At 69.3% G+C, this 26,350-nt stretch carries 28 protein-coding genes; 16 read left to right on the top strand and 12 right to left on the bottom strand.

Going from position 1 to position 26,350, the window contains the following annotated elements; genetic code table 11:
* Positions 1-15 precede the first annotated feature (15 nt).
* From BLT36_RS18055 to BLT36_RS18025, 7 genes are all read left to right on the top strand, one after another.
* Positions 16-948 (top strand): NADP-dependent oxidoreductase, encoded by a 933-nt coding sequence (locus BLT36_RS18055; protein ID WP_092097220.1) that lies wholly within the window; start codon positions 16-18, stop codon positions 946-948.
* Positions 949-1,065: 117 nt separating this feature from the next.
* The gene (locus tag BLT36_RS18050) at positions 1,066-1,422 is read left to right on the top strand and encodes a lactococcin 972 family bacteriocin (protein ID WP_092097218.1); all 357 of its coding nucleotides are present in this window, start codon (positions 1,066-1,068) and stop codon (positions 1,420-1,422) included.
* A gap of 32 nt (positions 1,423-1,454) precedes the next feature.
* Entirely contained in the window at positions 1,455-3,329 is a 1,875-nt protein-coding gene (locus tag BLT36_RS18045) for a hypothetical protein (RefSeq protein WP_092097216.1), read from the top strand.
* Positions 3,326-3,976, top strand: coding sequence for an ABC transporter ATP-binding protein (locus BLT36_RS18040; protein WP_092097215.1), 651 nt, complete (start codon positions 3,326-3,328; stop codon positions 3,974-3,976). Before BLT36_RS18045 ends, BLT36_RS18040 begins: the two co-directional genes overlap by 4 nt.
* Positions 3,977-4,044: 68 nt before the next feature.
* Positions 4,045-4,479: a hypothetical protein gene (locus BLT36_RS18035; protein WP_092097213.1), complete on the top strand. Its 435-nt coding sequence runs from the start codon at positions 4,045-4,047 to the stop codon at positions 4,477-4,479.
* Between the two features lie 91 nt (positions 4,480-4,570).
* Complete coding sequence (locus BLT36_RS19150; protein ID WP_302847123.1) at positions 4,571-4,702, top strand: hypothetical protein; 132 nt, start codon at positions 4,571-4,573, stop codon at positions 4,700-4,702.
* A 104-nt stretch (positions 4,703-4,806) separates the two neighbouring features.
* The gene (locus BLT36_RS18025) at positions 4,807-5,199 is read left to right on the top strand and encodes a hypothetical protein (protein ID WP_092097210.1); all 393 of its coding nucleotides are present in this window, start codon (positions 4,807-4,809) and stop codon (positions 5,197-5,199) included.
* Between the two features lie 62 nt (positions 5,200-5,261).
* Here the strand turns inward: BLT36_RS18025 and BLT36_RS18020 are convergent, their stop codons facing one another.
* Positions 5,262-7,370 carry a nuclease-related domain-containing DEAD/DEAH box helicase gene (locus BLT36_RS18020; protein ID WP_217638334.1) on the bottom strand — a complete coding sequence of 703 codons (2,109 nt, stop codon included), beginning with the start codon at positions 7,368-7,370 and terminating at the stop codon, positions 5,262-5,264.
* 227 nt (positions 7,371-7,597) lie between these two features.
* Here BLT36_RS18020 and BLT36_RS18015 point away from each other — a divergent pair, with 227 nt between their 5' ends.
* The 3 genes from BLT36_RS18015 to BLT36_RS18005 all read left to right on the top strand — a co-directional run bounded on the left by BLT36_RS18015 (position 7,598) and on the right by BLT36_RS18005 (position 10,705).
* Positions 7,598-7,918 carry a nucleotide pyrophosphohydrolase gene (locus BLT36_RS18015; protein WP_092097209.1) on the top strand — a complete coding sequence of 107 codons (321 nt, stop codon included), beginning with the start codon at positions 7,598-7,600 and terminating at the stop codon, positions 7,916-7,918.
* The gene (locus BLT36_RS18010; RefSeq protein WP_092097208.1) at positions 7,905-9,617 is read left to right on the top strand and encodes a DUF2075 domain-containing protein; all 1,713 of its coding nucleotides are present in this window, start codon (positions 7,905-7,907) and stop codon (positions 9,615-9,617) included. Before BLT36_RS18015 ends, BLT36_RS18010 begins: the two co-directional genes overlap by 14 nt.
* A 425-nt stretch (positions 9,618-10,042) precedes the next feature.
* Complete coding sequence (locus BLT36_RS18005) at positions 10,043-10,705, top strand: hypothetical protein (protein WP_139166521.1); 663 nt, start codon at positions 10,043-10,045, stop codon at positions 10,703-10,705.
* A gap of 121 nt (positions 10,706-10,826) precedes the next feature.
* Here the strand turns inward: BLT36_RS18005 and BLT36_RS18000 are convergent, their stop codons facing one another.
* The 7 genes from BLT36_RS18000 to BLT36_RS17970 form a co-directional block, all read right to left on the bottom strand.
* Positions 10,827-11,225 carry a (deoxy)nucleoside triphosphate pyrophosphohydrolase gene (locus BLT36_RS18000; protein ID WP_092097205.1) on the bottom strand — a complete coding sequence of 133 codons (399 nt, stop codon included), beginning with the start codon at positions 11,223-11,225 and terminating at the stop codon, positions 10,827-10,829.
* A 4-nt stretch (positions 11,226-11,229) separates the two neighbouring features.
* Positions 11,230-11,679: a DNA mismatch endonuclease Vsr gene (gene vsr, locus BLT36_RS17995; protein WP_092097203.1), complete on the bottom strand. Its 450-nt coding sequence runs from the start codon at positions 11,677-11,679 to the stop codon at positions 11,230-11,232.
* 64 nt (positions 11,680-11,743) lie between these two features.
* Entirely contained in the window at positions 11,744-12,769 is a 1,026-nt protein-coding gene (locus BLT36_RS17990; RefSeq protein WP_092097202.1) for a MupG family TIM beta-alpha barrel fold protein, read from the bottom strand.
* Positions 12,769-14,358 carry a PTS transporter subunit EIIC gene (locus BLT36_RS17985; protein WP_092097200.1) on the bottom strand — a complete coding sequence of 530 codons (1,590 nt, stop codon included), beginning with the start codon at positions 14,356-14,358 and terminating at the stop codon, positions 12,769-12,771. Before BLT36_RS17985 ends, BLT36_RS17990 begins: the two co-directional genes overlap by 1 nt.
* Before the next feature lie 69 nt (positions 14,359-14,427).
* Positions 14,428-15,339, bottom strand: coding sequence for an N-acetylmuramic acid 6-phosphate etherase (gene murQ, locus BLT36_RS17980; RefSeq protein ID WP_092097199.1), 912 nt, complete (start codon positions 15,337-15,339; stop codon positions 14,428-14,430).
* An 11-nt stretch (positions 15,340-15,350) separates the two neighbouring features.
* On the bottom strand, positions 15,351-16,238 hold the full coding sequence (locus BLT36_RS17975; protein WP_175529714.1) for a MurR/RpiR family transcriptional regulator: 888 nt from the start codon (positions 16,236-16,238) through the stop codon (positions 15,351-15,353).
* A 46-nt stretch (positions 16,239-16,284) separates the two neighbouring features.
* Complete coding sequence (locus BLT36_RS17970) at positions 16,285-16,944, bottom strand: NUDIX hydrolase (protein WP_092097196.1); 660 nt, start codon at positions 16,942-16,944, stop codon at positions 16,285-16,287.
* A gap of 88 nt (positions 16,945-17,032) precedes the next feature.
* Between BLT36_RS17970 and BLT36_RS17965 the strand changes: the two genes are divergently transcribed.
* A complete protein-coding gene (locus BLT36_RS17965) occupies positions 17,033-17,980 on the top strand; it encodes an ADP-ribosylglycohydrolase family protein (protein WP_092097194.1) in 948 nt (315 codons plus the stop codon).
* A gap of 181 nt (positions 17,981-18,161) precedes the next feature.
* Here the strand turns inward: BLT36_RS17965 and BLT36_RS17960 are convergent, their stop codons facing one another.
* The 3 genes from BLT36_RS17960 to BLT36_RS17950 all read right to left on the bottom strand — a co-directional run bounded on the left by BLT36_RS17960 (position 18,162) and on the right by BLT36_RS17950 (position 19,780).
* Positions 18,162-18,638 carry a DUF4395 domain-containing protein gene (locus tag BLT36_RS17960; protein ID WP_092097193.1) on the bottom strand — a complete coding sequence of 159 codons (477 nt, stop codon included), beginning with the start codon at positions 18,636-18,638 and terminating at the stop codon, positions 18,162-18,164.
* A complete protein-coding gene (locus BLT36_RS17955; RefSeq protein WP_092097191.1) occupies positions 18,635-19,075 on the bottom strand; it encodes a TlpA family protein disulfide reductase in 441 nt (146 codons plus the stop codon). The genes BLT36_RS17960 and BLT36_RS17955 overlap by 4 nt, the downstream gene beginning before the upstream one ends.
* 105 nt (positions 19,076-19,180) lie before the next feature.
* Positions 19,181-19,780, bottom strand: coding sequence for a TMEM175 family protein (locus BLT36_RS17950; RefSeq protein ID WP_092097190.1), 600 nt, complete (start codon positions 19,778-19,780; stop codon positions 19,181-19,183).
* Positions 19,781-19,816: 36 nt separating this feature from the next.
* Here BLT36_RS17950 and BLT36_RS17945 point away from each other — a divergent pair, with 36 nt between their 5' ends.
* The 5 genes from BLT36_RS17945 to BLT36_RS17930 all read left to right on the top strand — a co-directional run bounded on the left by BLT36_RS17945 (position 19,817) and on the right by BLT36_RS17930 (position 25,489).
* The gene (locus tag BLT36_RS17945; RefSeq protein WP_254787732.1) at positions 19,817-20,035 is read left to right on the top strand and encodes a DUF1653 domain-containing protein; all 219 of its coding nucleotides are present in this window, start codon (positions 19,817-19,819) and stop codon (positions 20,033-20,035) included.
* A gap of 71 nt (positions 20,036-20,106) precedes the next feature.
* Positions 20,107-20,604, top strand: coding sequence for a hypothetical protein (locus BLT36_RS18515; protein WP_139166519.1), 498 nt, complete (start codon positions 20,107-20,109; stop codon positions 20,602-20,604).
* Between the two features lie 17 nt (positions 20,605-20,621).
* Entirely contained in the window at positions 20,622-21,374 is a 753-nt protein-coding gene (locus BLT36_RS18510) for a hypothetical protein (RefSeq protein ID WP_139166518.1), read from the top strand.
* Positions 21,375-21,460: 86 nt separating this feature from the next.
* Complete coding sequence (locus BLT36_RS17935; RefSeq protein ID WP_092097187.1) at positions 21,461-21,925, top strand: hypothetical protein; 465 nt, start codon at positions 21,461-21,463, stop codon at positions 21,923-21,925.
* 60 nt (positions 21,926-21,985) lie between these two features.
* Positions 21,986-25,489 carry a TM0106 family RecB-like putative nuclease gene (locus BLT36_RS17930; RefSeq protein WP_092097185.1) on the top strand — a complete coding sequence of 1,168 codons (3,504 nt, stop codon included), beginning with the start codon at positions 21,986-21,988 and terminating at the stop codon, positions 25,487-25,489.
* A 21-nt stretch (positions 25,490-25,510) separates the two neighbouring features.
* On the opposite strand, the gene BLT36_RS17925 is transcribed toward BLT36_RS17930, so the two are convergent.
* Positions 25,511-26,221, bottom strand: a complete 711-nt coding sequence (locus BLT36_RS17925; RefSeq protein ID WP_092097184.1) for a hypothetical protein — start codon at positions 26,219-26,221, stop codon at positions 25,511-25,513.
* Between the last annotated feature and the right edge of the window lie 129 nt (positions 26,222-26,350).

Below are 26,350 nucleotides of genomic sequence, written 5' to 3'. Positions count from 1 at the left end.
GGGTAGACCGGGAGGATGCAGGTCGTCGGAGTCGAACAGTTCGGAGGGCCCGAGGCCCTCGCCGTCCACGAGGTCCCGGAGCCGCACGCCGGCTCGGGGTCGGTGCGGATCCGGGTGCAGGCGTTCGCCGTGAACCCGACCGACACCGGGGTGCGCGCCGGGCAGCGGGACTCGTCGCAGGCGTCCCCGCCGTACGTGCCCGGGATGGACGCCGCCGGGGTGATCGACGAGGTCGGCCCCGACGTGTCCGGGTGGAAGGTTGGCGACGAGGTCATGGCCATCGCGCTGCCGCTCAGCACCCACGGGGGCGCCTACGTGCAGGAGCTCGTCGCGCCGGTCGGGTCCTTCACGCGGGTGCCGCGCGGGACGTCGCTCCCCGCTGCTTCGACCGTGCCCATGAACGGGCTGACCGCGCTGCAGATCCTGTCTCGAGCGGCGTTGGCTCCCGGGCAGACGCTCGCCGTGACCGGCGCTGCGGGGCTGCTCGGGAACTACGTGATCCAGCTGGCTCGCGCTGCGGGTGTCACCGTGATCGCGGACGCTGCGCCGAAGGACGAGGCGCTCGTGCGGTCGCTCGGGCCGGACCACATCGTGCCTCGGGGTGAGGGGTTCGCCGCTGCGGTGCGGGCGCTCGTGCCGGGCGGGGTCGACGCGCTCGCCGATGCATCCGTGCAGAAGGACGAGGTCGTCGACGCCGTGAAGGACGGGGGAGCGTTCTTCAGCGTGCGGGGCTGGGAGGGCAACGGCGCTCGGGGCATCCACTTCGACAAGATCATGGTGTTCGAGGAGTACCGGTCGTTCGACAAGCTCGAGCAGCTGCGGCACGCGGTGGAAAGCGGGACGCTGACGCCGCGGGTCGCCGAGGTGCTGCCGGCTACGCAGGCGGCGGAGGCGCATGAGCGGCTCGAAGCCGGGGGGACGCGGGGGCGGTTCGTGCTGACGTGGTGAGTTGACCGCCTGATCGAGAGCGAGCAATTTTGTATTCGTGATATCCGAGATTTCAGATATCGTCTCTTTCCTGCTTGGCTCTTCCCGAAGCGCACGGGGCGCAACGGGAGGAACACGATGAAGCACTGGATCACGGTCGGCTTGGCCGCTTCTGTCTTGATGACCGCAGGTGTCGCGACGGACGCCGCGTCTGCGTCCGCGGATGCATCTGCGGCACCGCGCAGCGGATCGGTCTCGCTCGACCAGCCGATGATGCGCGGCGCGACCGAGGTGGTCGGAGGCGGCGTCTGGACCTACTACGTCGGAGGCGGCGAGGTGGTGTCCGCGTACGACAACGGGAAGTTCGAACACAGCACGACGGTCAAGTCGGCGAATTCGTCGAAGTCGAACCGTGTGGCGAAGGGCAAGATCGCTTACGCGGCGACGCCTTCGACGTGGTGGGGCGGCAACCGCGCCTACTGGAACATCTACTGATCCGCGGGTTCGCGGCCGCCACCATCGTCGCGATGGTGGCGGCCGCGCTCTTCCTCGGGGCGCTGCTCGTCTACGTCGTCGGGACGCTCGAGTCGCACGGGTTGCTGCTCGGCAGGACGATGATCGACATCACCGCCGTGCCGGAGACCCTGCCGAAGGCAGAACAACTCGACGCCTTCCGTGAGCGCGCGGCACAGCACGACGTCTCACTGGCTCTCGTCGTCCCGGACCGGGCCGGAGTACCCGCCGCCGTCGATGTCTACGTCGTGCGCGGGGAGGTTCCGGCTCCGGTGTTCTGGGCGGACATCGAAGGGTTCCCGGCTGACCAGGTCGGCGACGCCTCGATCCTCTGGACCTACGCGGTCGACGGGTCTGCCTCCGACGTCTCGGCGTTCCTCGCGGCACTTCGTGGCGCGGGTGTTGTCGCCTACGAGGTGACACCCGACGCGACCGTCGTACTCGGTGCGCTGTCCCTGGCACCAGGAGTACCTGCGCTCGCCGGGGCTGTGGCAGTCAGCCTCGTCATCGCGCTCGCCGCAGAAGCGACACGTCGTGCGGCGCGGCAGCGGTCCCGTCGGATCGTTGGGTGGTCACGCGGCCGGATCCTGGTGCGCGAGAGTGCCGAAGCCACCACCCTCCTCCTGTCGGGTATGTTCGCGGTCCACCTCGCGATCGCGGCGTGGATGATCGCTGCCGGAGCTGCAGCGCCGGTCTGGTGGTCTGCCGTTCGGGTCGCGTCCGCCAGCATCCTCGGAAGCGTTGCGTTGCTCGTCGTCGTGCAAGTCGCACTGACGGTCGCATGCTCCGGGTTGTCTCGGCTCCGGCCTCGATTCCCCGAGGTCGTCGTCGGCCTCTGTGCCAGCGCGCTCGTGTTCGCGACGGTCAGCGACGGGTTCTCGGTGTTGCGGACGACCGAGGCCCGCGCGGGTCTCGAGCAGCACCTCGCCGACGAGGCTGCTCGGGGGGACGACGTCGTACTCACCACGGCGTCGACGTCGTTGGCTGACGAGGTCGCGCTCGGCCGGGTCGGACGCGCTGCGGTCGAGGAAGGAGCAGCGTGCCTGGCGCAGACGAACCTCGTCGAGGGTGCGCTCGTGACCGTTCCTGCCTGCGCTCCTCAACACGTCGCGGCCGGCAGCGACGAGGTCGTCGTGCTCGTGCCGACAGCGCGCGAGAGCAGCCTGCCCGCGCTCGAGAGCGCGGTTCGCGAAGCGCTCGCCGACGGCTGGGAGCTCGACCGAGAAGCCGAGGCTCCTGTCCCGCCGACATCGGCGCCGCTGCCCATCCGCATCGAGCGAGTCGCGAGCACGGCGGACTTCGTCGAATCGGTGAGCCGGTGGGTGATCTGGTCGATCGCCCCGGCTCCAGAACCACTCGACCTGCCGGTGATCGTCCTGCCCAGCATCGAAGCGCTCGCGCTCAACCGGGTGGGGCTCGCGGTACGCAATGCCGAACTTCGGTTCGCCGCCGACTTTCCGCTCGAGGACGCGTTGCAGCACGCTGCGGTGCGGGACGTCGTCGTGCAGTTCAACCGAGTCGGGGCGCAGGTCGAGCAGCAGCTCGTGGAGCTCCGCACCGAACGGGCCCTCGTGTCCAGCGCGGTGATCGGAGCAGTGGTCGGACTCGTGTTCGCCGCGTCGACGATGATCGCAGCGCATCGCGTGCGGTCACGATCCGCTCGGCGACTCCGCACCCTCGTCGGACGATCAGCGGCCGCCTCACACCGCTGGTTCATCGGCGTGCTCTCGTCCGTCGCAGCCTTCCTGGCTTCGTCGGCCTCGGCGGTCCAAGACGGTTCCTCCGTGGCGACCATCGCGTGTGTCGGTACGGCGGTCGGGCTGGCCGCCGCGCTCTTGCTCACCGCCGGTATCGCTCTCTCAGCCCATCGAGATCGGATCACACGATGAACTCCACGCCCCTCGTCTCCGTCACCGGGCTCGGGTACGACCTCGGCCCGCGCCGGCTGTGGCACCAGGTCAGTTTCGACGTGCCCGCGGGGCAGGCGCTCGCGCTCCGTGGTGCTTCCGGTTCCGGGAAGAGCACGCTGCTGCGTTGCTTGGCCGGACTGGATCGCGTCACTCGAGGCCGCGTCGTGATGCTCGGGACGTCGCTCGGCGAGGTGTCGGAGCGGGAACGGCGACGTCTCCGGCGCAGCGACGTCGGGTGCATCGTGCAGGACCACGCGGTGGTGCCGGAGTGGACGGTCGAGGCGAACCTCCGTGTCCTCCGCCTTCCGGGTGTCGACCGTGCGGAGCTCGATGCGCGTCTCGATCACGCCTTGCTCGCGGTCGGACTCGGCGGCCGACGGCGGGCCAGGGCCGGGCTCCTCAGCGGCGGTGAGCAGCAGCGGGTCGCGGTTGCCCGGGTGCTCGTACAGCGGCCCAAGGTCGTGTTGGCAGATGAGCCGACGGCGTCGTTGGACCGGGGGAGTGCGGCGCGGGTGCGGGTCGGGCTCGACGCGCTGAGAGCGGCTGGGAGCGCGGTGGTGGTGGCGACACATGATCCGGAGATCGTGGACTGGGCGGACGATGCGCTCGTGGTGGGGGAGTCGTGAGGTTCCAAAGCACGGCACCGCGAAGTGCCGTCCTGGCTGCAGGCGTGATGTGCGCTCCGATCGTCGTAGTGGCCGTCTCTGCTGCGGCGGTCAAGGGGTTCGACGGCGCGTCGCGACTCGTCCTTCTCGTGATGGCCGCCGTCGTGGGGCTCCTCATCGGCCTCGTGAGCCGAACGGCCACCATCGTCGAGATCGATCAGGATCACGTCGTGCTCGGGATGGTGCCGTTCCGGCGGACACGGCTCGCGATCACAGAACTGTCGAAGGTCGGTTTGATCAACCCGGACGAAGAACCGTCCTGGGCGGGGTTCGGGATCAAGGGGCGCGAACGAACCGGATCAGGACGGCTCTACTCCATGGGCGGCCGTTCCGGCGTTCGGATCACGACGAACGATGGCCGGCAGGTCACAGTGGCGTTCGCTGAACCCGAACCGGCGCGGACCGCCCTGGCGGCTCTCCGCGCACGGACATCAAGCCTCCGGTGGTTCTCCGACGGCGCGTGACGTCGCTCAGATCGGACGACAGTTGAGCTTCCCCGAACGGCTCGACCCGACACAGAAGAACTTCGGTTCTACCGTCATCGACGCTTCGGACGTGAACGGGACCACCGGCGTGAACGTCCACGATCTCCTCGTGAACCCTGACGGTGATCTCGAAGCCGATCACGGGTACCTCGATCTCGACACGAACACGCTGCTCGAGACGGCGAAGGCGACACTACGGTGAAGACGATGACCGGACGCGTGAAGAGGACCGTCATGGCAACGGCTCTCGCGTGCGCGGTTGCCGTCGCCATCACGGGGTGCGGGACGACAGGAGCTCAGACCACCATGACCATCGACGAGGCACAGAAGCAGGCGAAGGCGGAGCTCCGGTCGGTGCTCGAACTGGCTCCGGACACCTGGCCGCAGGACGTCCCGGTGCCGGTCGCGAACGACTGCCAGGTGGACGGCGAGCGGGCCGTGCAGTTCAGCTACTACGTCGAGGTGGAGGACCCCGCCGAGCCGCGGTCGCTCGTCGAGCGGGCTGGTGATCGGTGGGAACAGGAAGGCTACCGGCTGTCCAAGAGTCAGACGGAGATGGATGCCGCGACCGGCACGGCGTACGCGATCGTCGCCCGCGCTGACGACAAGCCACGTGCATCGATGGCCGCGACCAAGGTCCGTGCACACGTCAGCGTCGACTCGGTCTGCGTCATCGGCGATACGGACGACTACCGGTAGTGCCCGAGGGTTCCGACCTTCTTCGATCAATCGGAATCGAAGACCGGCGGCAGTTCACCGCTTCAGCGGCCGCGTGTTGCTCCGCTGCGGACCCCGACCCACAGCCCGTCCCGGGCCCGGGTCATCCCCACGTAGAGCTCCCGTCGCCCGCGTTCCCGTCGCTCCCGATCTGATTCGGACGAGACGGCGGGCGCCGCGTCCACCATCCTGCGGTCGACGTGTGCGAGCAGCACCTGCTTGAACTCGAGGCCCTTCGCACGCTTCACGGTGCCCACACGCACCGCCTCGGACGTCCGGCCGGAGTACTCGTCGAGCATGATCACCGGGATGCCGGCGTCGCGGAGGACGCCGCGGACGTCATCCGCCTGCCGGTTCGTCGCGGTCAGGATCCCCACGTCGCCGTGCCCGGTCCCGATCAGGCGCAGGACCTCGCTCAGCTGCTGGAGCATCACGCGGTCGTGCTCGGCACGGCTGGAGAACCGGTGGAACGCTGGCGCCGGACCGGAGCGCGAGACCGCCGAAACCACATCGCCGACGCCGTCCACGCCCTCGATGTCGACGAACTGGTCGTCCGCCACCATCTCCTTCGCGAACTCGAGGATCTCGGCGGTGTTCCGGTGGTTGACGTCGAGCACGACGCCTCGACCCGACAGGTTGATGCCGACCTCGCCCAGCGTGTACCCGCCCGGGTAGATGGTCTGCTGGCCGTCCCCGATGAGCGTCAGCCCGTCGGCGCGATCCCCGACGAGGTGGTGCATCAGCGCGACCATCGCGCACGACAGGTCCTGCGCTTCGTCGACGATCACCGCGTCGTACCGCTCGAGCGGCACCGCCGCGACCGCGTCGCGCGCGAGGAGCACGATGTCCTCCCAGTCGTGCGCGCGCCGCTCGCGCAGTCCGCGCGAGTACGCCTCGTAGAGGTCCCACACGGCCTGCCGCGTCTCCACGGGCAGCGCGTGCTTGCGCCCGACGCGCGCCAGGTCCGCGTACTCGTCGAAGCGCGTCAGGCCGCGCCCCTTGATGACGTGCTTGATCTCGTCCTCCCAGTAGGAGCGCGAGAAACGCGAGGACCGCAACGGACTGGAGGCGCGGATCGCGTTCCATGCGTCGTCGAACGCGAGTCGCGCCTCCAGTCCGGGCGTGCGGAACGCGATCCCGCGTTCCTTCAGCAGGCGCGTGGCGAACGCGTGCACGCCCATGAAGTCGAGGCGACCGACCATGTCGGGCGCGAGGCGTTCGAGGAGCGACTCGAGGACCTTCGGCAGCGTGCTGATGTACGTCGTGAACAGCACGCGGCCGCCGGTTGCGCGTGCCAGGTACGCGGCGCGGTGCAGGCCGACGACGGTCTTTCCTGTGCCGGCAGCGCCACGGATGCGTGCCGGGCCGTTGAAGCTGCGGCGGACGAGCTTGGCCTGTGCCGGGTCGAGGAACGCCATCCAGTCTTCGATCGGCGCTTCGAGCACGCCGTTGAGGAGCTGGTCGGTCAGCGCGTCGTCCGTGCTGTCGATCGTCGGGAGGAGTACGTCGGGTTCGCGGGGGAGTACCGGTGCCGGGACGACGACCTGTGGCGGTGTTGCCCCGCCGTCGCCGATCACGGGGAAGTGGTGGAGCATCGCGGCGAGGACCTCGTCGACGCGGGACGCGGACAATCGGGCTCCACGCTTCGTGATGTGGCCGACGAGGTCGTGCGCCCCGATGACGTCGACCGAGGCGACGCGAGCGTGCATGCGCTTCTGGCCTGCCAGTGCGGCGACCGCGTGCACCTCGCCGGGCGCCAGGCCCGTGTCCGCCAGCGCTGCCTCGGTGCTGTACGCGAGGTCGGCGAGGCGGGCGATGTCGTCGGTGACGTCCTCTTGGCCGCGGGTGATCCGGTCGCCGTGGACCGCGACCTCGTGCCAGGCCTTCGTGTCGACGATGAAGACGCCGGCGCGGCCGACGACGACCATGTCCACCTGCGCTGTGCGGCTGCCTGGCCAGCGGCGGTCCGCGAGCAGGTGGTACCCGATGCCGGCGAGTGGGGCGAGGATCCGCGCGGTCTCGCTCTCGGTGCGGTGGGCGATCTCGAAGCGGGCAGCGCGTTGCTCGGCGTCGTCCGCCTGGCGGCGGAGTTCGCGCGCATGGCTGCGCTGGCGGTGTGCCTCGACCCCTGCGGATTCTCCGGCCATCGTCATGGTGTTGCCCCTCGGGGAGTCCCTGGTCCTCGGTGCCGCTCGTCGTCCCCGGGACGAGTGGTGTTGAACCATCCTCGTGGGTGCGACGCCGCCTCGGGAGCACCTGTTCTGGGGTGCTCGGCCTTTCACGATCACCCCGCTGGAGGGTGGTCCCGGCTGACGGGCGCGCTCCATGTCGCACGTGAGCGGTCTCCCGGACGATCGCAGCGCACTGCTAGCGTGCTGACATGGCCGGGGAAGAGTTGCGCGATGAACTCCGCGAGTTCGTCGCAGAGCGTGACTGGATGAAGTTCCACTCGTCGGAGAACCTCGCCAAGAGCATCGCGATCGAAGCAGCCGAACTACTGGAGTGCTTCCAGTGGTCTCCAGATGCCGATGTGGACCGCGTTCGTCTGGAACTCGCCGACGTGCTCACCTACTGCTACCTCCTCGCAGACCGGCTCGATCTCGATGCGGTCGAGATCATCCGCGAGAAACTCGCCCTCACCCGGGAGAAGTACCCGATCGAGCGGGCACGAGGACGAAGCACGAAGTATGACCAGCTTTGACATCGTGCAGTGGCCGTTCAATGAGCGACATCTGCGGCTGTGGCGCGAAGAAGATCCCCGGTTCCTGAACTGGCCCGTGGTGTACATCCTCGACGACGGCAAACGTGTCTACGTCGGCGAGACGCTCAACACTGCTTCCCGGATGCGGCAGCACCTGGATTCCGATGAACGTCGGTCTTTGAAGGCGGTGCGTCTCGTGCTTGACAGCACGTTCAACAAGTCAGTGTGCCTCGACCTGGAGTCACAGCTCATCGGTTTGTTCGCCGGCGACGACAAGTACACGGTCCTGAACAGCAACAAGGGTGTCGTCAACGCGGATTACTACGATCGAGAACGGTACCGCGAGACGTTCCGGGAGATATTCGAAGCTCTTCGCGACCAAAAGCTCTTCACTCGGAGCATCGCGGAGATCGAGAACAGCGAGCTCTTCAAGCTCTCGCCGTTCAAGGCACTCAACCGTGATCAAGCCGTGGTGATGGAGGATGTCCTCGAGGGGCTCTTCGACGACCTCGTGTCGGGGCTCGGCAGCACGATCGTCGTGCAGGGCGATCCCGGAACGGGCAAGACCATCGTCGCGGTCTACCTGCTCAAACTCCTGCGCGACATCGAGAACGGTGTGGGCGTGGACGAGGTCGACGGTGACTCGCTCTTCTCGGACTTCTTCACGGAGGACAACCGAGAGCAGCTCGCCGACTTTCGCCTCGGTCTCGTTGTTCCGCAGCAGGCGCTGCGTGCATCACTGAAACGGGTGTTCCGCAAGACTCCTGGTCTCGACGCGACTATGGTTCTCACGCCCTTCGAAGTGGGGAAGAGCACCGAGAAGTGGGACCTGTTGGTCGTCGATGAGTCGCACCGTCTGAACCACCGCGCGAACCAGGCATCAGGACCGCAGAACAAGAGCTTCGGCGAGATCAATGAGCAGCTCTTCGGGGCTGACTCCGATCACTACACACAGCTCGACTGGATCCGGGATCGCAGCGCGCACCAGGTCTTCCTGCTCGACTCTGAGCAGAGCGTGCGCCCAGCGGACCTCCCGCAGGAACTGCAGACCAGCCTCGTGAACGCGGCGAGGAAGAACCACCGCTACTACCGGCTCTTCACACAGATGCGTGTTCAAGGTGGAGCTGACTACGTGTCCTACGTGCGCGCGATCATGCGAGGCGAGTCGCCGGAACCGCGGACCTTCGGTGACTACGAGTTGCGGATGTTCGACAACCTGGGGGAGATGCATGATGCCATCCGGTTCCGTGACAGGGAAGTAGGTCTCTCGCGTCTCGTTGCCGGATACGCCTGGGAGTGGAAGAGCAAGCGGGACAAGGCTGCCGTTGACATGGAGATCGACGGTCGCCAGCTGCAGTGGAACCAGACCCAGAAGGACTGGATCACATCGCCCGGGGCGGTCGATCAGGTTGGGTCGATCCACACGGTGCAGGGCTACGACCTGAACTACGTCGGAGTGATCATCGGACCAGACCTCCGCTTCGACGTCGTCACGCAGGAAATCGTGTTCGACCGATCGAACTACTTCGACAAGAAAGGCATGGAGAACAACCCGCGGCTCGGCATCACTTACTCAGACGAGGACCTCCGGAGACTGGTAGCGAACGTGTACGCAGTTTTGCTGACTCGCGGAGTTCGAGGAACCTACTTGTACACAGTGGACCCCGCGCTGCGGCGCCATCTCCGTCAGTTTCTCTGACGACCGGAAGAGTCACACCTCCCCGCGCTCCAGTCGTCACATGGCCAACCCTCCTTCTGGGGGCAGGTCAAGGTGGTGCGTCTTCCAATCGTTTCGTTAGCCTCACGATCGTTAGCAAAACGATCGGAGGGGGAACGGTGCGGTCGTTCTGGGTCAACCAAGGGCAGACGTTCGAGGAAGAGCGGAGAGCGCGTGTGCTCTGGGCACCCAAGCTCTCGCGTCCGCGGGCGGGGCAACGGTCAGGAACTCCACGGGGGCACTGGGATCGCATGCTCGAGGCGTCGCCAGGCGACATCGTCTTCCACTACTCGCGCGGAGCAGTACGAGGGTGGAGTACTGTCCTCGCGCCTTCGTTCGACGGGCCGCCACCGTTTGAGGACCCCAGCACGCGATGGTCCGCGGACGGCAGAGTGGTCCGAGTCGAGATGCAGGAGCTCGACCGTCCGATCGATCTGGGCAGCATCCCACTTGAACTGCGGACCGAACGCGACAACACCGGATGGCCGTTCTCGCGAAGCGGCAAAGTCAAACAGGTGTACCTCTCCGAGGTCGCTGGAGCACTCGCCGACTGGCTGCTGACGGAAGTCGGCCTGCGTGTTGACGCTGCACAGCTTCCCGCCTGGCCGGAGGACGCAGCGGCCGATGCGCAGATCGACTACCGCGGCGACAGACAAGTCGTGATCAACGTCCGGGGCGAACAGACGCTGTTGCGTATACACCTCTTCGGCGATCAGATGCTGGCGACCTGCGCCTTGTGTGGCCGCGACCTCCCTGTCGCAATGCTCGTCACTGCACACATCAAGAGGCGGGCCGACACTTCACGCGCTGAGCGGGCGCGAACGGACACCGTCATGCCGGCTTGTCTGATCGGATGTGACTCGTTGTTCGAACTCGGCTACGTGGTCGTTGCGCCGGGAGGGGCCGTCCGGCGCGGACCGCGCCGCACACCGATGACTCCGGACTTGTCAGCGTCCGTCGACGCGCTGATCGGTCGGACGTGCAGTGTGTGGGACGAGACCACTGAACGGTACTTCGCCCACCATCGTCGATTCCAAGCGGCGAGGGCACGGCGTTACGGTCTCGACTGACACTCGGACGCGAGCATCGTTCCAGGAGTATCGACAAGCGTCTGGCGGAGCTGCGGAGGTCCGCTGGCGGGATCAGCCGGCATCGCTGGGATCGGCTGGTGGAAGCGGTGGCTCAAGAGCATCAAGGCATCGGAGTCGCGAAGTTGAGCGCCTGCACCGTCGGCAGGTCCGGAGCAGCCCATGTGAGAGATCCGAGTTCCGCCGGGAGCAGCCACCGGAGTTCGTCGTGGTCGGTGCTGGACGACGGACCGTGCGCGTCCCACGGCACTCGGTACGTCGCGAGATCGATGTCAGTCGCGTCGACCCAGGTGACTGTGCGGTCGATGCGTTCGGCGACCAGGACGTCGATGTGCAGCTCCTCGAGCAGCTCACGGGACAGGGCGTCTTCAGGGCGCTCGTCGCGCTCGACCTTTCCTCCGGGGAACTCCCAGAGGCCGGCAGCTGATCGACCAGGAGCACGACGACAGGCGAGCACACGGCCGTCCGCTCGAGTGAGTACGCCTGCTACGACCTCGACCATGAGGTCATCTTGCCCGACGAGCGACTGGACCACGAACGATCGCACCCCAGCGATCGAGCTCGTCCTCGACCCTGGTCGCGGCGGTCATCGGGGCGTCGTGTTCCCAGAAGCGGAGCACGCGCCAGCCTTCGCCCACCAGGACGGCCTCGTTCTGCGCGTCCCGTCGCCGGTTCGCCAGCAACTTGCGGCGCCAGAGCTCGGCGTTCGCCTTCGGGAGGTGGGCATGCTCATCGCAGTAGTGCCAGAAGCAGCCGTCGATGAACACTGCCACTCTCGCCCGGGGGAAGACGAGGTCAGGGCGAACTCGACACCGTTGGCTGACTCGCCGGTCGACGAAGAACCGTCGCCCACGCCGGTGGAGCTCGCGTCGCACGGCGAGTTCCGGTGCTGTGTCCCGGCGACCGAACCGCGCCATGTGCCGTCGGCGTGCGTCGTCTGCTTCCCAACGTTCCATCGCGTCGATGGTCGTCGATCGGCTGGTTCGTTTCGCGGTCGCGTCACACTCGGTGGAGGCTGGATCAGCGGAGGACGGCTGTGAGGGGGTGAGCGCCGACCAGGGGGATCGGGCTCGCGAGCATCCCCACGACGGCAACGCGATCGTCAGCAGGCAGGTCACGCAACGTGATCGCCACCTCCCCGCAGTACCTCCTCGCCGACGCCAACTGCACGGTGACCGAGCCCGCCGGCCTCGGCTGCCCACCGACCTCGGGCAGCGGCAGCCCGGCGAACCGCTCCCGCGAGTGCTCCAGCCGGATCATCGCCTCGGCAGCATCGGTCCGGTTCCGGTCGGGGACCGCCAGGGCCTCGATGACTTCCGGATGCACGCCCGGGGCAGCGGTGCCGTCGAGCACGACCAGGTCATCCCGGACGAACGACCCCAGCCGCGACCAAGAAAGATCGGTCAGCGCCGGGTCCCCGACGTACACGTCGTTCACGCCGGCATCGACGAGCCCGAGCGCCTGGAACAACGGCGGCATGGCCCGGTGCTCCTCAACGGTCGGCAGCCCTTCGCCGAGCGGCCCACGGCGTACCGAGTCGCCGGCGATGAACGCACCCACGCGCCAGCCGAACTGTCGGGCGACAGCGACCGACGAAGCCACCGAGGACAACGCCAGCCCGGTCCACTCCCGCGGGTAGAAGTTGTGGATCAGCTCGACGTCCAGGTCCGCGAACGGCTCGAGATCGGCGGCGCGCAACGTGCTCGCGTTCAGCGCGATCGGCAGGACGGCAGCGATCGAGCGGATCTCCGCGACGGAGAACCCGAAGTCGATCCGCACCCGTGCGACCCCGATCGATCGCAGGAACTCCCAGGGCGAATTGCCGAGCAGCCGAGCGGTGTTGGGGGAGACGTCGGCCACGACCGACAGGCCGGCGGACGCAGCAGCGGAGACGATCGCGGTCGCCACGGCGCGTGCGCCAGCGGGGGAGTCCTCCGGGATGAGCAACGAGGTGAACTCGAGCGTCGCACCCGCCTCCGCTGCGGCCGAGAACGTCGGACCCGCCAGCGGAGCATGCGCCAGGTACGCGCTCGCGCCCAACCGCATCAGCGCGACGCCCGAGCCTCGGAGCCGGACGCAACTCCGGCAGCAGCCGCGGCCGCAGGAGCACCCGCGGCACCGGCAGCCGGCGGCGCATCGGTCGCGTCAGCCGGCACGGCCGACGACACGACGTCGAGCGGCGCTCCCGGAGCGGACTGCTCTTCCAGATCAGCACGAACCGACGCGGACACCCCGAAGAGCATCGTCGCCACGAACCCCACGACGTACGCGGTGATGAGTCCCGAGCCGTACCCGAGCAGCGCCCACCCGTACCCGGACGAGCCGTTCAGCAGCGGGATGAGCGACAGGTCCGAGGCGCCGATGGCGATCGCCCCGACGGAGTGCCCGAGCTGGTCGAACAGCCCGACGACCCCGCCGCCGAAGGCGCCACCGATGCAGGCGGTGATGAACGGCCGACCGAGGGGGAGCGTCACGCCGTAGATCAGGGGCTCGCCGACACCGAGGAGCCCGGCGGGCAGGGCACCACGGATCGTCCGCGAGAGCGCCTCGTTGCGGCGGAAGCGCATCCAGAGCGCGATCGCGGCGCCGATCTGCCCGGCACCACCCATGGCGAGGACGGGCAGCAGCACGGTCCACCCGGTCTGGTCGATCAGCGTGGTGTGGATCGGCGTGAGCGCCTGGTGCATGCCGGTCATCACGAGCGGCAGGAAGAGTCCACCGAGGACGAAGCCGGCGAACGCGCCACCGTTGGCGAGGAGCCAGGTGGCGGCGGTACCGATCGCGACCGAGACGACACCGGCGACCGACATCAGGATGCCCAGGGTGATCGAGCCGGCGACCAGCACCGTGACGGTCGGCACGACGATGAGCGCGATGACGTCCGGCGTGTGCCGCCGCATGAAGCGCTCGACCAGGGCGGCGAGGATGCCGCCGGCCATCGCGCCGAGCACACCGCCCTGCCCGGGCGCGAGCGTCTGCCCGAACACGGTCACGTTGGCGACTCCCGCCGCGACGACGATCGCGCCGACGGCGCCGCCGAGGATCGGCGTGCCGCCGAACTCCTTTGCGGCGTTCATCCCGACGAAGACGGCGAGCAGGGAGAGGAAGCCCGAGCTCAGGACGCCGAGGAACGGCGTCACGCCCGGCAGCCATCCGAGGTTCGTCAGGATGCCGTTGATCCCGGCGATGAGACCGCAGGCGATCAGCGCGGGGATGAGCGGGATGAAGATGGCGGAGATGCGGCGGATGGCGCGCATGGTCCGGCCGTCGGAGCGGGCCCGGGCAGCTGCCTTGATCTCCGCGCCGCGGGCAGCGAGCTCGTCAGGAGACGCACCACCAGGAGCAGGAGCAGGAGCAGGAGCAGGAGCAGGCGCAGAAGCCGGCGCAGCACGCAACGACTCCAGCGAGTCCGCCACGCGGTCGACCAGCCCCGGTCCGAGCACGATCTGCAGGTTGGACCCGGCGGCGATCGCGGCCATGACGCCGTCGGTCGCCTTGAGGTCCTCGAGCGAGACGGACGATTCGGACACCACCTCGACCCGCAGCCGGGTCATGCAGTTCTCGACGTCGGCGATGTTCGAGGACCCACCGACGGTGTCGAGGATCCGTTGTGCGAGTTGCTGTGCATCGGCCATTGATGTGCTCCTCGGGGGAAAGGAAGGGAAAGGGGGAAGCGAACGGGTGGAGCGAGGAAGGACGGCAGATCAGGAGATGACCGCGCGCAACGAACCGCCGGCATCGGCGAGACGCTGCCGAGCGGAAGGAGCCGACAGCCCGGTGAGGATCACCGCGATGGCGGTCTTCACCTCGCCGTCGGCCTCGGCGAGTGCGGAAGAGACGACCGGGTCGTCAGCGCCGGTCACGTCCTGCACGAGCGAGAACGACCGGGCGGCGAGCTTGGCGTTCGTCGCCCGCACGTCGACCATCCGGTTGCCGTAGGTCTTGTTGCTGCGCACCATCGCCAGCGTGGTGAGCATGTTGAGGACGAGCTTCTGCGCGGTCCCCGCCTTCAGGCGGGTGGACCCGGCGATGAACTCGGGACCGACGACGACGTCGATGGCGATGTCGGCTTCCCGCCCCGCGGCCGAGTCGGGGTTGCACGCGATGGAGACGGACAGGGCGGACCTTCGCCGTGCCTCCAGGATGGCTGCGATGACGTAGGGCGTCCTGCCGGACGCGCTGATCCCGACGACCACGTCGTCGGCCGTCAGGCCGAGCGTGTCGAGGTCGCGGACGGCCGCTGCTTCGTCGTCCTCGGCGCCTTCGATGGCGGTCGTCAGTGCGACGTCCCCACCGGCGATGACGCCGACGACCTGCGAGGGGTCGCTGCCGAACGTGGGCGGGCACTCGCTGGCGTCGAGGACGCCGAGCCGGCCCGGTGTGCCGGCACCGACGTAGATCAGGCGGCCGCCGCGCGCGAACGCTGCGGCGATCGAGTCTGCCGCCAGGGCGATGGCCGGGAGGCACGGCTCGACTGCGGCAGGCACGCTGCGGTCGCCGGCGTTCATGCGCTGGGCAGCCTCGAGGGTGGAGACGAGGTCGATGTCGTCGAGGGACGCGTCGGCTGCCTCGGTCGTCAGGGACTTGAGTTCGTCGCGCAGGAGATCGTGGTGCATGGGTCCGGCTTTCAGGAGCGGTGGTGCGCGCGGACCGCGTGACGGCTGCGTGCGAGGAGCGGGCGGGAGCGGTCGTCGGTGCGCTGGGCGACCACGATGAACAGGGCGTCGACGATGGCGAGCTGGCTCATCCGGCTGCCCATGGCGGCGGGGCGGAGGTCGCTCTCGGCACCGGCGACGCCGAGGAGGACGTGGTCGGTGTGCCGGGCCAGCGGAGCGTGGGCGTGGCCGGTGATGGCGATCACCGTCGCGCCGTTCTCGTGCGCGAGGGCTGCGACCTCGAGCACCTCGGTCGTCGTGCCGGAGTGGCTCGTGATGACGAGGGCATCGTTCGGGCCGAGCACGCTCGCCAGGGTCAGGGCGTTGTGCGGGTCGTCGGCGATCGAGCTCGCTATGCCGATGCGTTCGAGCTTGAGGTGCAGGTCACGCGCGACGATCCCGCTCGCGCCGACGCCGTAGAGGACGACCCGACGGGCCTCGCTGATCCGCCCGGCGGCGACTTCGAGCGCGTGCGGGTCGAGGGTGGCGCGGGTGTCGCTCATCACGGCCCGGACGTCCTCGGTGACCTTCGCGATCACGGTGGCCACGTCGTCGTCGACACTGACGCCGGCGTGGATCTCGGTCTCCCGACGCTCGTGGATGCCGCGCTCGACGGCGCGGGTCATGCTGCGCTGCAGGGCGGCGAAGTTGGCGAATCCGAGGTGCTGGGCGAAGCGGGAGACGGTGGCGGGGGAGACGCCGGCACGGGTCGCGAGTTCGGCAGCGCTGGTGGTGGCCGCGGTGGCCGGGTCGTCGAGGACGGCGTCGGCGATCGCGCGCATGCTCGTCGGCATCGTCCGGGACTGGGTCCGGACGAGTGCGAACGCGTCGGCACGGTCGGTGCGATCGATGATCGTCATGCTCTCCATGAAAGCGCATTGCACCGACATGCGCCAGTTCTGCAAGTTACTTTCGTGTTTCGTGCCCGCGTCGGTACCGCGTCGCGGGCTTCCCGGGGCCCGCCGCCTGCTTGGTGTCGGTCGCGGTGAGGAGCGGCAGCATCGACCGGCGGAACGAGTCGGGGAGGAGCGCCTCACCGCGGACCGCTTCGTGCAGTCTGCGGAGCTCGGTCATCGTGAACGGCTCGGGCAGCAGGCCGTGCGGGTCCGGCGCAGTGCGGTACGCCGACCGCAGCCGCGAGACCGCGACGTCGAGGATGTCGTCGTGCCCGTGCACCATCCCGCGGGCCTCGGCGATCGGGACGATCCGCGCGCGGTCGGGGTCGAGTGACAGCGCCTCGGAGGGGACGACGTCGAGGTGCGCGACGGACATGACCCACCCGCGGTCGTCGCGCGCGGGGTCGTCGAACACGTGGAGCTGTTCGGGTGAGAGGCCCGTCACGCCGGCTTTGGCGGACAAGGACCGCAAGACGGCCGAAGCGAGGCGTTCACCCTCGTGCACGAAGGTCCCGGGGAGTCGCCAGTCGCCGTCGACCGCGTCGCACACCTGCACGACCGACAGCTCGCCGCCGACCGGCACGGTCAGGACGGCGGTGTCCACGGCGACGGAGGGCCGCGGGTAGTCGGTCAGCCGCTTGCCGCTCGGGTCGCGGTACGTGTCGCTCATGGGAGCGAGTTTACGCACACTTGCGTAAACCACGGGAAGCGTGCAGACTCGGGTTTACGCACTTCCGCGTAAACCCGAGGAGGGTCACATGACCACGCAGACCGCCGACCGGACCGACCGAGCCATCGGCGCCGTGCTCGGCTCCGCCGCGGGCGACGCGCTCGGTGCCGGCTACGAGTTCCGCCCGGCCGTCCCCGAACCCACCCCGATCCGGATGGCCGGCGGCGGCTCCTTCGGCTGGGCGCCGGGGGAGTGGACGGACGACACGAGCATGGCCGTCCCGATCCTCCGCACGCTGGCGCGCGGCGGCGACCCGGCGTCCGAGGAAGCGCTCGACGGCCTCGTGGCGGCCTGGGCAGGGTGGGCGGTCGACGCGCCCGACGTCGGCATCCAGACCCGCAACGTGCTCACCGGCCTGGAGGCGCGCACCGCCTCCCACGCGCGGGCTGCGGCCCGGCAGGAGCACGAGCACAAGGGCCGCTCGGCGGGGAACGGTTCCCTCATGCGGACCGCTCCGCTCGTCCTCGGGTACCTGCACGACGTCCCCGGTGAGGAGGAGCGGCTCGCCTCCGCCGCACGGGCGATCAGCGACCTCACCCACTTCGAGTCCGACGCGGGGGACGCGTGCGTGCTCTGGTGCGTGGCGATCCGGCACGCGGTACTGCACGGCGAGCTCGACGTGCTGCGCGGGCTCGACCTGATCCACCTCGACAAGCGCCGCGTGTGGGTCGACCGACTCGTGACGGCCGAGCACTCGGAGCCGGTCGACTTCACGGACTCGAACGGCTGGGTCGTCTCGGCGATGCAGGCCGCGTACGCCGCGGTCAAGCGGAGCTCGTCGCTCGAGGACGCCCTCGTGCGCGCGGTCCGCACGGGCAACGACACCGACACGGTGGCCGCCATCGCCGGTGGGCTCGCCGGGGCGCTCTACGGCGCGTCGGCGCTGCCGGGCGAGTGGCGGGAACTGCTGCACGGGTGGCCGAACATGCGCGCCGACGACCTCGTCGCGCTCAGCGAGCAGGCACTCGCACGCTGACCCCGGCTCCGGCGTCGGAGGCTGCCAGTGGGGGGAGCCTCCGGCGACGTGAGCGGCGGGGCGGAGGCGAGCCGCGCCTCCAGGCCCGTTGCTCTGACAGCGCACAACCGAACTCGCCTCGAACCACGCGATCCCGCGGTGCCGGACGACTTTGGTTGTGCGCGGGATGCAACCGCCAGGATCAGGCCGTGGTGCGCTTCCGGAAGACGCCCGCGCGCACCAGCCACACGTAGAGCAGGCAGCCGATGCAGACGTCGAAGACGGCGTTGAGGAACGCGGCGATCAGCGCGACGGCCGCACCGACGGGAGCCGCGTACGGGACGCCCAACAGCGCGAGGAGCAGCGCGACCGCGGTGACGAACAGGCCGACCTGCTGCGCGAACGTGGGCGGCTCGGGGGCCTCGAGCTCGGCGGGCGGCGCCAGCCTCGGGCGCACGAAGCGGCGGAAGACCGCGCCGTACGGGTGCCGACGGATGCCGCCGATGCCACCGATCCCGAAGAGCACGACGATGACGGCGAGCAGGACGATGCCGGCGGTCCACGTGGCGGGGATCAACGTGAGGACGATCGTGACCGCGAGGAGCACGGTCGTGATGGCGGCGCCGAAGCGCGGGGAACGCGGGTCGATGCCGCGGGCGGTGTCGTTCGTGCTGGTCATCGGGACTCCTGTCGGCCGGTCAGGACCGTGTCGAGTGCTGCGGCGAGTTCGGGCGGGCGGGGTGGCCCGCCGAAGCGGGTGCGCACGGTGCGGTCGGCGTCGAGGAGCAGGACCGTGGGGGTCTGCATGACGTCGAAGCGGCGGACGAGTTCGGGGCGTTCGGCGAGGTCGATCTCGAGGCGGGTGACGCCGTCGTGCTGGCCGGCCACGGCGTCGAGCTGGCGGCGGGTGGCCGGGCAGCGGGCGCAGGTGGGGGTGGAGAACTGGACGAGGGTGGCGCGGGTGCCGAAGGCGGTCTCGGGGGCGAGGTCTGCGGTGGGGTGCGTGTCCGTCCGGCCGCTTCGTGCGCGTCCCGTCCGTGCACGCAAGACCACGCCGAGGACCGTGGCGAGTGCGAAGACTCCCACGAGGACGGCGACGGCCACGAACACGGTCATGGCGTGACGGTACGACGTTCTGGATCGCAGAAGGCCAACGTGACCGAACGTGACGACGGCCCGACGGCTGGGAGCAGGCGCAGGGGCCGCCCTCGCTCCACCGGATCAGACGCGGTGCAGGACCCGCGCGACCGGACCCTGCAGGAGGAGCAACAGCGCCCAGAGCAGCCCGATGCGGGGGAACACCACGGACAGGATCAGCGCCGCCGCCAAGAGCGAGGCCGCGATGAGTCCACGAGCCGAGTCGCCGAGCGGTGTGGCGAGCAGCTCGGGGTTCCGTCGGAGCACGAGCTCGATGCCGGTGAGCGCGAGGCTCGTGACCACCATCGTGCCGAGGTAGACCGCATGGGCAATGCGGTCGTCGTTCTGCCCGCTGTTGAGCAGGTTCGCGGCGAACGGCAGGAACACGATGCTGAGCAGCCAGACGAAGTTCAGCTGCATGACGCGAGCGTTGTAGGAACGCACGTGCTCGAACACCTGGTGGTGGAGGATCCAGAAGCGGGAGATCAACCAGAACGTGATGCCGAACTCGACGATCGACGGCCAGTGCGCCTGCAGCAGGTCACCGGCGCTCTCGCCGGACGTCAGCTCGCTGGCGATGTCGACGAGCGGCAGGATGAGCAGGGTGATCGCGATCGCGACGGTCGCGTCCGAGAAGTTCACGAGGCGGTCGAGGCCGCGGTCCGTTCGCGCCTGATCGGTCATGCGCTGAGTGTATGAGACGGCCGTAGCATCGGGCGGGTGAGCTTCGACGTGACGCCCGGCCGGTACCGACACTTCAAGGGGAACGACTACGAGGTGCTCCTCGTCGCGCGGGACGTCGAGACCGAGGAGCCGGTCGTCGTCTACCAGGCGCTGTACGGCGAACGCGGGCACTGGGTCCGGTCGCTCGCGGACTTCACGGCGCACGTGACCCGGGACGGGTACGACGGGCCGCGGTTCGTGCCGATCGAAAGTTGAAATTTCAGCTATCAACTTGATATACCTGTCGAGCGCGGTCATGGGGGCCGCCTTCGAAAGGGGAGTGTGCAGTGAAGCGCACCATCAAGCAAGTGATCGTCACCCTCGGCGTCGCCGCTGTCGTCTCACCGGTGTTGGTGGCCGTCCCGGCCGTGGCCGCGGTGGAATCCGGCCCATCGGGGCCGTCGGGTGCAATCGTCGTGGATCCGTCGTTCGATCCAGCGAACGCTGTGCGGGTTGACGACCGAGGCGAACCGATCGGGCGTGCGAATCAGTGCCACGACCGGGCGTTCGCCGCGATCCCGACGATGCTCACGTCCGTGCCGGGCTGCAGCATCATCGGGTCAAGCAAGAACACGAAGATCACCTACAGCTGGTATCGCGACAGGGGGAAGGTCGGCGTTTGCGTCTGGGGTAAGGGATTCAACTCCCGAGCGCAGACCACGTGGACTGCGGCGGGGTGCGGAACGGGCCGACGCGGCGTGGTCATCAACTGGGGCAACGTGGCTGCTTCCAAGCAGATCCGCGGCATGACGGCATCCGGTGCCGCCGGCGTGCAGTGGGGCTGAACGGGCCCGCCAAGTGCATGCGTCTGCTCCTCGGAGCGGGCGCCTGCGCCGCGGCCCTGATCGCACCCGGCTGCAGCGCGCACGAGTCTCCGGCAGGACCGGCGTCGCCTTCGTTCAGCGTTCGCACCACTCCTCGCCTCGATTCCGGCTCCCTGCAGCAGGTGGCCGATGCGCTCGTCGAGCGCCTCCGATGCGGCGATCGCGACGAGTACCGAGATGACCTGACTTTCTGGGATGAGATGCGTGGTTACGACTGTGTCGATGCTGCGAACACTGTGTCCGTCCGGGTTTACGGGTCCGCTGACTCTGTGGGTCAGGTGCTCGCGCCCTGGGCTGATTCCCTGTCCGACGGCAGCGCCGTCCGACGTGGAGCGAACTGGTTCGTCATCGGACCGGCGGAACGCATCGCTCAGGCACGACCGCCCCGCGGCGCGCCTGAGATCGAACCGGCGACGGGCAGCGTGGCATCGTCGACCGACGAACAGGAATTCCTGACGAACTGTGCCCAGTACACCTTGGACGAAGCGGTGCGGATGATCCGGGACGAGCGAGTGCCGCCGGCGGATGGCGAGTACTACGCGCAGGCCTTCCGCGGTGTGGAGACCGATGTCCGGGATTCGATCGGGAGACCGGAACTCGATCGGCTCCGAGCCGTGGAGGACCAGGACCGCTGGCACGCGATGCTCTCACCGCACGGGCAGACGTGGAAGGCCTCCTGTCGAACCGCGATGCGTCAGCACGAGGGTCTCGGCGACCGGGGCGACGAATGACTCGCCTCGACGCGGCAAGGGGAGTCGGGGGCCTCGGCGCGCTCGGTGTGGTGAGTTCGGCCGTTGACGACTTCGCGCGCGGATTCGTGGCCAGTCCGCTGGTCGGACCGACCCCGATCGTCATCGCGATCACGAGTGGCGCGCTGTTGCTGGTCGGGGCGATCATGACCTGGAGAGCGTCGTGGACGATCGGGTGGGTGTTCGGTGCCCTCGTCCTGCAGCTGCTCGGTCGGGCTGCGGTGGGCCTGCACCCGGCAGTGCTGTACTGGGCAGTGACGGCGGCGCAGCTCGCGGCGCCCGTCCTGACCCTGACCCTCGCCGTGGTCGTCGTCCGCCAGGCAAGCGGACCTGCTGGTCGACGACTCGGGGTAGCCCTCAGCATTGCGGCCACGTGTTGGCTGGTGGCGAGCTGGGGACCCGTGCCGGTGCAGGTCGTCCCACTGGCGCGGGCCGTGACAGACGTCCTGCTGGTCGTCCTCGTCGCGGGGCCGGCGATGGCGTGGTTCGCGCGGGCGGTGCGCGGGATCTGGAACTCGGCAGCAGTGCCATGACTCGAACCTGTCGGCGGCCGCCCCTAGGCTTCGAGCGCACCAGCGAACGAGGGGGAGTCCATGCAGATCGGCACCGACGGGCACGTGCTGCTCAGCCCGAGCGACCTCTCGACGTGGGCCGCGTGCGAGTGGGCCTTCCTCCGCCGGCTCGACACGAAGCTCGGTCGCGGCGAACCCCTGCCGGACGTGCACGACGACATGCTCGAGCGCACCGCCAGGCTCGGGGACCAGCACGAGCTCGACTACCTCGACATCCTCAAACAGACGCGGGACGTCGTCGAGTTCGATCGGCCGGCGCCCCCGGACTACGCGAGCGCAGCCGAAGCAGCGCTGACGGCCATGCGGGACGGCGCCGAGGTCCTGTACCAGCCGACCTTCCACGCGCCCGCGTCCGCCGACAGCAGTGGCTTCATCGGCTTCGCGGACTTCATCATCCGCAACGACCAGGGCGAGTACGAGGTCTACGACACCAAGCTCGCCCGGCACGCCAAGATCAGCGCGCTCCTGCAGCTCGCCGCCTACGCCGACCGGATGCAGGCGCACGGCATCCCGACGGGGCAGCAGGTCCACCTGGTGCTCGGTGACCGGACGACGACCACGCACGACCTGGCGGACATCGCGCCGGTGTACCGCACGCAGCGCGCTGAGCTCGAGCGGGTGATCGGGGAGCGGATCCAGGCGAACGGCGAGCTGGCGTGGGGCGACCCGCGCTACTCGAGCTGCGGCCGCTGCTCCGTGTGCACGACCCAGGTGGAGCAGCACCGTGACCTGGTGCTCGTCGCCGGGATGCGCCTCGACCAGCGGGCGAAGCTGATCCGGCAGGGGGTGCGGACGATCGACGACCTGGCGGACCGCACTGCGGCGGTGGCCGGTTTGTCCCGTGGGACGCAGGATCGGCTGGTGCGGCAGGCGCGCCTCCAGGTCGACACCGACCACCTGCGCGACGCGAGCCGCGCGACCGGGGCGAGCACGCAGCCCACCAAGCCGCTCTACGAGGTCCTCGACCCGCGGGCGCTCGACGCGATCCCGGCACCGGACCCGGGCGACGTCTTCTTCGACTTCGAGGGGGATCCGCTGCACACCGAGGACGGCGTGCACTGGGGGCTCGACTACCTGTTCGGCATCGTCGACGACCAGGCCGCGTTCACGGCGTTCTGGGCGCACACGATCCGCGACGAACGACAGGCGCTGATCGACTTCCTCGCGTTCATCGAGGAGCGCCGCGCACAGTACCCGGGAATGCACGTCTACCACTACGCGGCGTACGAACGGACGCACCTGCTGTCCCTGGCCGCACGGCACGGCGTCGGCGAAGAGGCGGTCGACGACCTGCTGCGCGCCGGCGTCCTGGTCGACCTGTACCCGGTCGTGCGGAAGGCGCTCGTGGTCGGCAGCCACAGCTACTCGATCAAGAAGCTCGAGCCGCTGTACATGGGCGAGGACCTGCGGCTGAGCGACGTCACGAACGCCGCCGACAGCATCACCGCCTACGTCGACGCGATCACGGAACTCCGCTCGGGCGACGCGGCGGCGGGCCAGCACATGCTCGACGAGGTCGCGGACTACAACGCGTACGACTGCCGCTCGACGCTGCGCCTGCGCGACTGGCTGCTGTCGCTGCGGACCGGCGCACCAGCGGCGGCTGCCACGCCCGAGCAGCCCGAGCTCGTCCCGCCGATCCCGGTCGAGCGCGAACCGAACCCCGTGTACGTTGCGCTCGCCGCCGCGACAGCGGACGTCGACGCCCTCGACCGGACGCCGGACCAGACGGCGCTGGCGCTCGCCGCAGCCGCCATCGACTACCACCGCCGCGAGGCGAAGACCTTCTGGCAGGACCACTTCGACCGCCTGCGGAACCCCGTCGACGACTGGGCCGACACGCGTGACGTCCTGGTGGTCGAGCGCGCGTCGGTCGAGCGGGACTGGGACACGCTGCCGCGTGCCCGGTCGCAGTCACGGGAACTCCGGTTGTCGGGGACGCTCGCGCCGGGTTCGCGGCTCCGGCCTGGAGGCACGCCCCACCTCGTCTACGACGACCCGCTTCCGCGGTCGGTCGACGCTCCGGCCCCCGGGTCGAAGGGCGCGTCAGGTCGCGCGGTCGTACTGGACGTCTTCGACAACGGCGACGCCACCGAGGTGCTGCTCAAGGAGAGCCTCCCCGTCGGCGGAGAGCCGCACCACGACTTCCCGGTCGCCCTCGCTCCCGCTGCACCGCCGCGGGCGAAGCCGCAGCCCGAAGCGATCGCCGAGTGGGGGCAGTGGGTCCTCGACGAGCTGCCCGCGATGCTGCCCGACCCGGCGCTCGACCTGCTCCGGAGGGTTCCGCCGCGCGGTGCGATCGTGCCCGTGCAGGGCGACGACACGGTGTCCGCGGTGGTGGCGACGCTGCTCGGGCTCGATCGGTCGTACCTGGCGATCCAGGGGCCTCCCGGCACCGGCAAGACGTACGTCGGCTCGAACGTGGTCGCGCGGCTCGTCCGCGAGTACGGGTGGCGCGTCGGGGTGGTCGGACAGTCGCACGCCACCTCGGAGAACTTCCTGTCCTCGGTGGTCAAGGCCGGTGTGCCCGCTGACCGGGTCGTGAAGGTGCCCCGCACCGGAGCCGATCCCGAGGACGTCGAGGCTGCCGCGTGGACCCCGGTGAAGAACAACGCCGCGGTCGCTGCGTTCCTATCGTCTTGTGAGGCGTCCGGAACCGGCGGTGTCGTCGGCGGCACGGCGTGGACGTTCGCGAACGAGACGACGATCGCACGTCATTCCCTCGACCTGCTCGTCGTCGACGAGGCCGGGCAGTTCTCGCTCGCCCCGACCATTGCGTCGTCGGTCGCCGCCACGCGCCTGCTCCTCCTCGGCGATCCGCAGCAGCTGCCGCAGGTGTCGCAGGGGTCGCACCCGGAGCCGGTCGACGAGTCCGCGCTCGGGTGGCTGACGGACGGGGAGCACGTGCTGCCGGCGGAGTTCGGGTACTTCCTCGCGCGCACACGCCGCATGGAGCCGGCCCTGACCGCATCGGTGTCGGCGCTGTCCTACGACGGGCAGCTCGCGTCGATGGTGTCCGGGCGGCACCTCGACGGCATCGACGCCGGGGTCCACGCGGTGCCGGTGGTGCACGCGGGCAACACGACGTCGTCCGTCGAAGAGGCTGCACGCGTGGTGCAGCTCGTGCAGGACGTCGTCGGGCGGCGGTGGGTCGACGGGGACGTCACGCGGACGCTGACCGACGAGGACGTCATCGTCGTCGCGCCCTACAACGCGCAAGGGGCGGTGATCCGGCAGGAACTCGACCGCGCAGGCTTCCGGGGGACCCAGGTCGGCACGGTCGACCTGTTCCAGGGCCGCGAAGCCGTCGTGTCCATCGTGTCGTTGGCGGCGTCGAGCGCGGCGGACATCCCGCGCGGGCTCGACTTCCTGCTGATGCCGAACCGGCTGAACGTGGCGTTGTCTCGGGCGAAGTGGGCGGCGTACCTCGTGCACTCGCCGGCGCTCACCACGGGGCTGCCCCCGTCCATCGCCGGGCTGTCGTTGCTCTCGCGGTTCATCGAGCTCGTGGAGCCCCGCCGCTGACACCCTTGGCTGGCGCTGCGGTCACCCAGCGGTGACGGTACCGATCGCGGAACTGTAGGTCACGACGCTCCCGAACTGCGCACCGATGATCGTCACCGACCACGCGCTGCCGTCGGTCGCTGCGGAGTAGAGAACCCGGGCGCCGTCCGGCACGGCGGCCAATCCCGAGCCGTCGGCCAGCATGATCCGTTCGGGCGCGCTCCCGCCGACCGCGAGCGTGCTCGGGTACGGTCCCGCCCCGAATCGCTGCTCCATGACGAACGCCAACGTGCCAGCGCTCTGCGTGAGCGACGACTGCTCGGTCGCGCGCGTCGTGGCGCCGCTCTCGACCCCACCTGCAGGCGCTGCGGGAGCACCGACCGCGGAGCCCGGTGAGGTGGTAGCGGCGGTCGGTTGCCCGTCGGCGGCGTCGGACGTCGGCATCGCGACAGCGGGGGCGGCCTGCTGATGGCCGACAGCGGGAAGGGACAGCGCGGGAAGTGCGATCCCGATCGTGGTCAGCCCGAAGGCCAGGAGCGCGTAGAGCATCAGCGCAGTCCCGACCGTGCCGAGGATCGCCCCGCCACGACCGAACGCTCGTGTGGTCGCAGAACCCCATCGAGCCACTCGGACCGCGTGGACGCCGACGACGATGGCGGTGATGCCGATGGTCGACACGATGAAGCCCGACGGGAGACCGGAGCGTTGGGGCTCGACGAGCGCGAGGACGAGGCTCCCGATGCCCAGCAGCATCGAAAGCGTCGCGAATGCCCACGGGCGAGTTCCTCGCGGGGCGGCCGTCGTCGCTGCTCTCCACGGTGTCGGGTCGTACAGCGCGGGTCGGCGCGGGCCGCTGGTGGGGCGTCGAGGTGTCGTGGCACC

The sequence above is a fragment of the Curtobacterium sp. UNCCL20 genome (genome assembly GCF_900101675.1).
Taxonomy (GTDB): Bacteria; Actinomycetota; Actinomycetes; order Actinomycetales; family Microbacteriaceae; genus Curtobacterium.
Note: the sequence above shows the minus strand (reverse complement) of the source record. Positions and strands in the feature narration are given on the sequence as shown.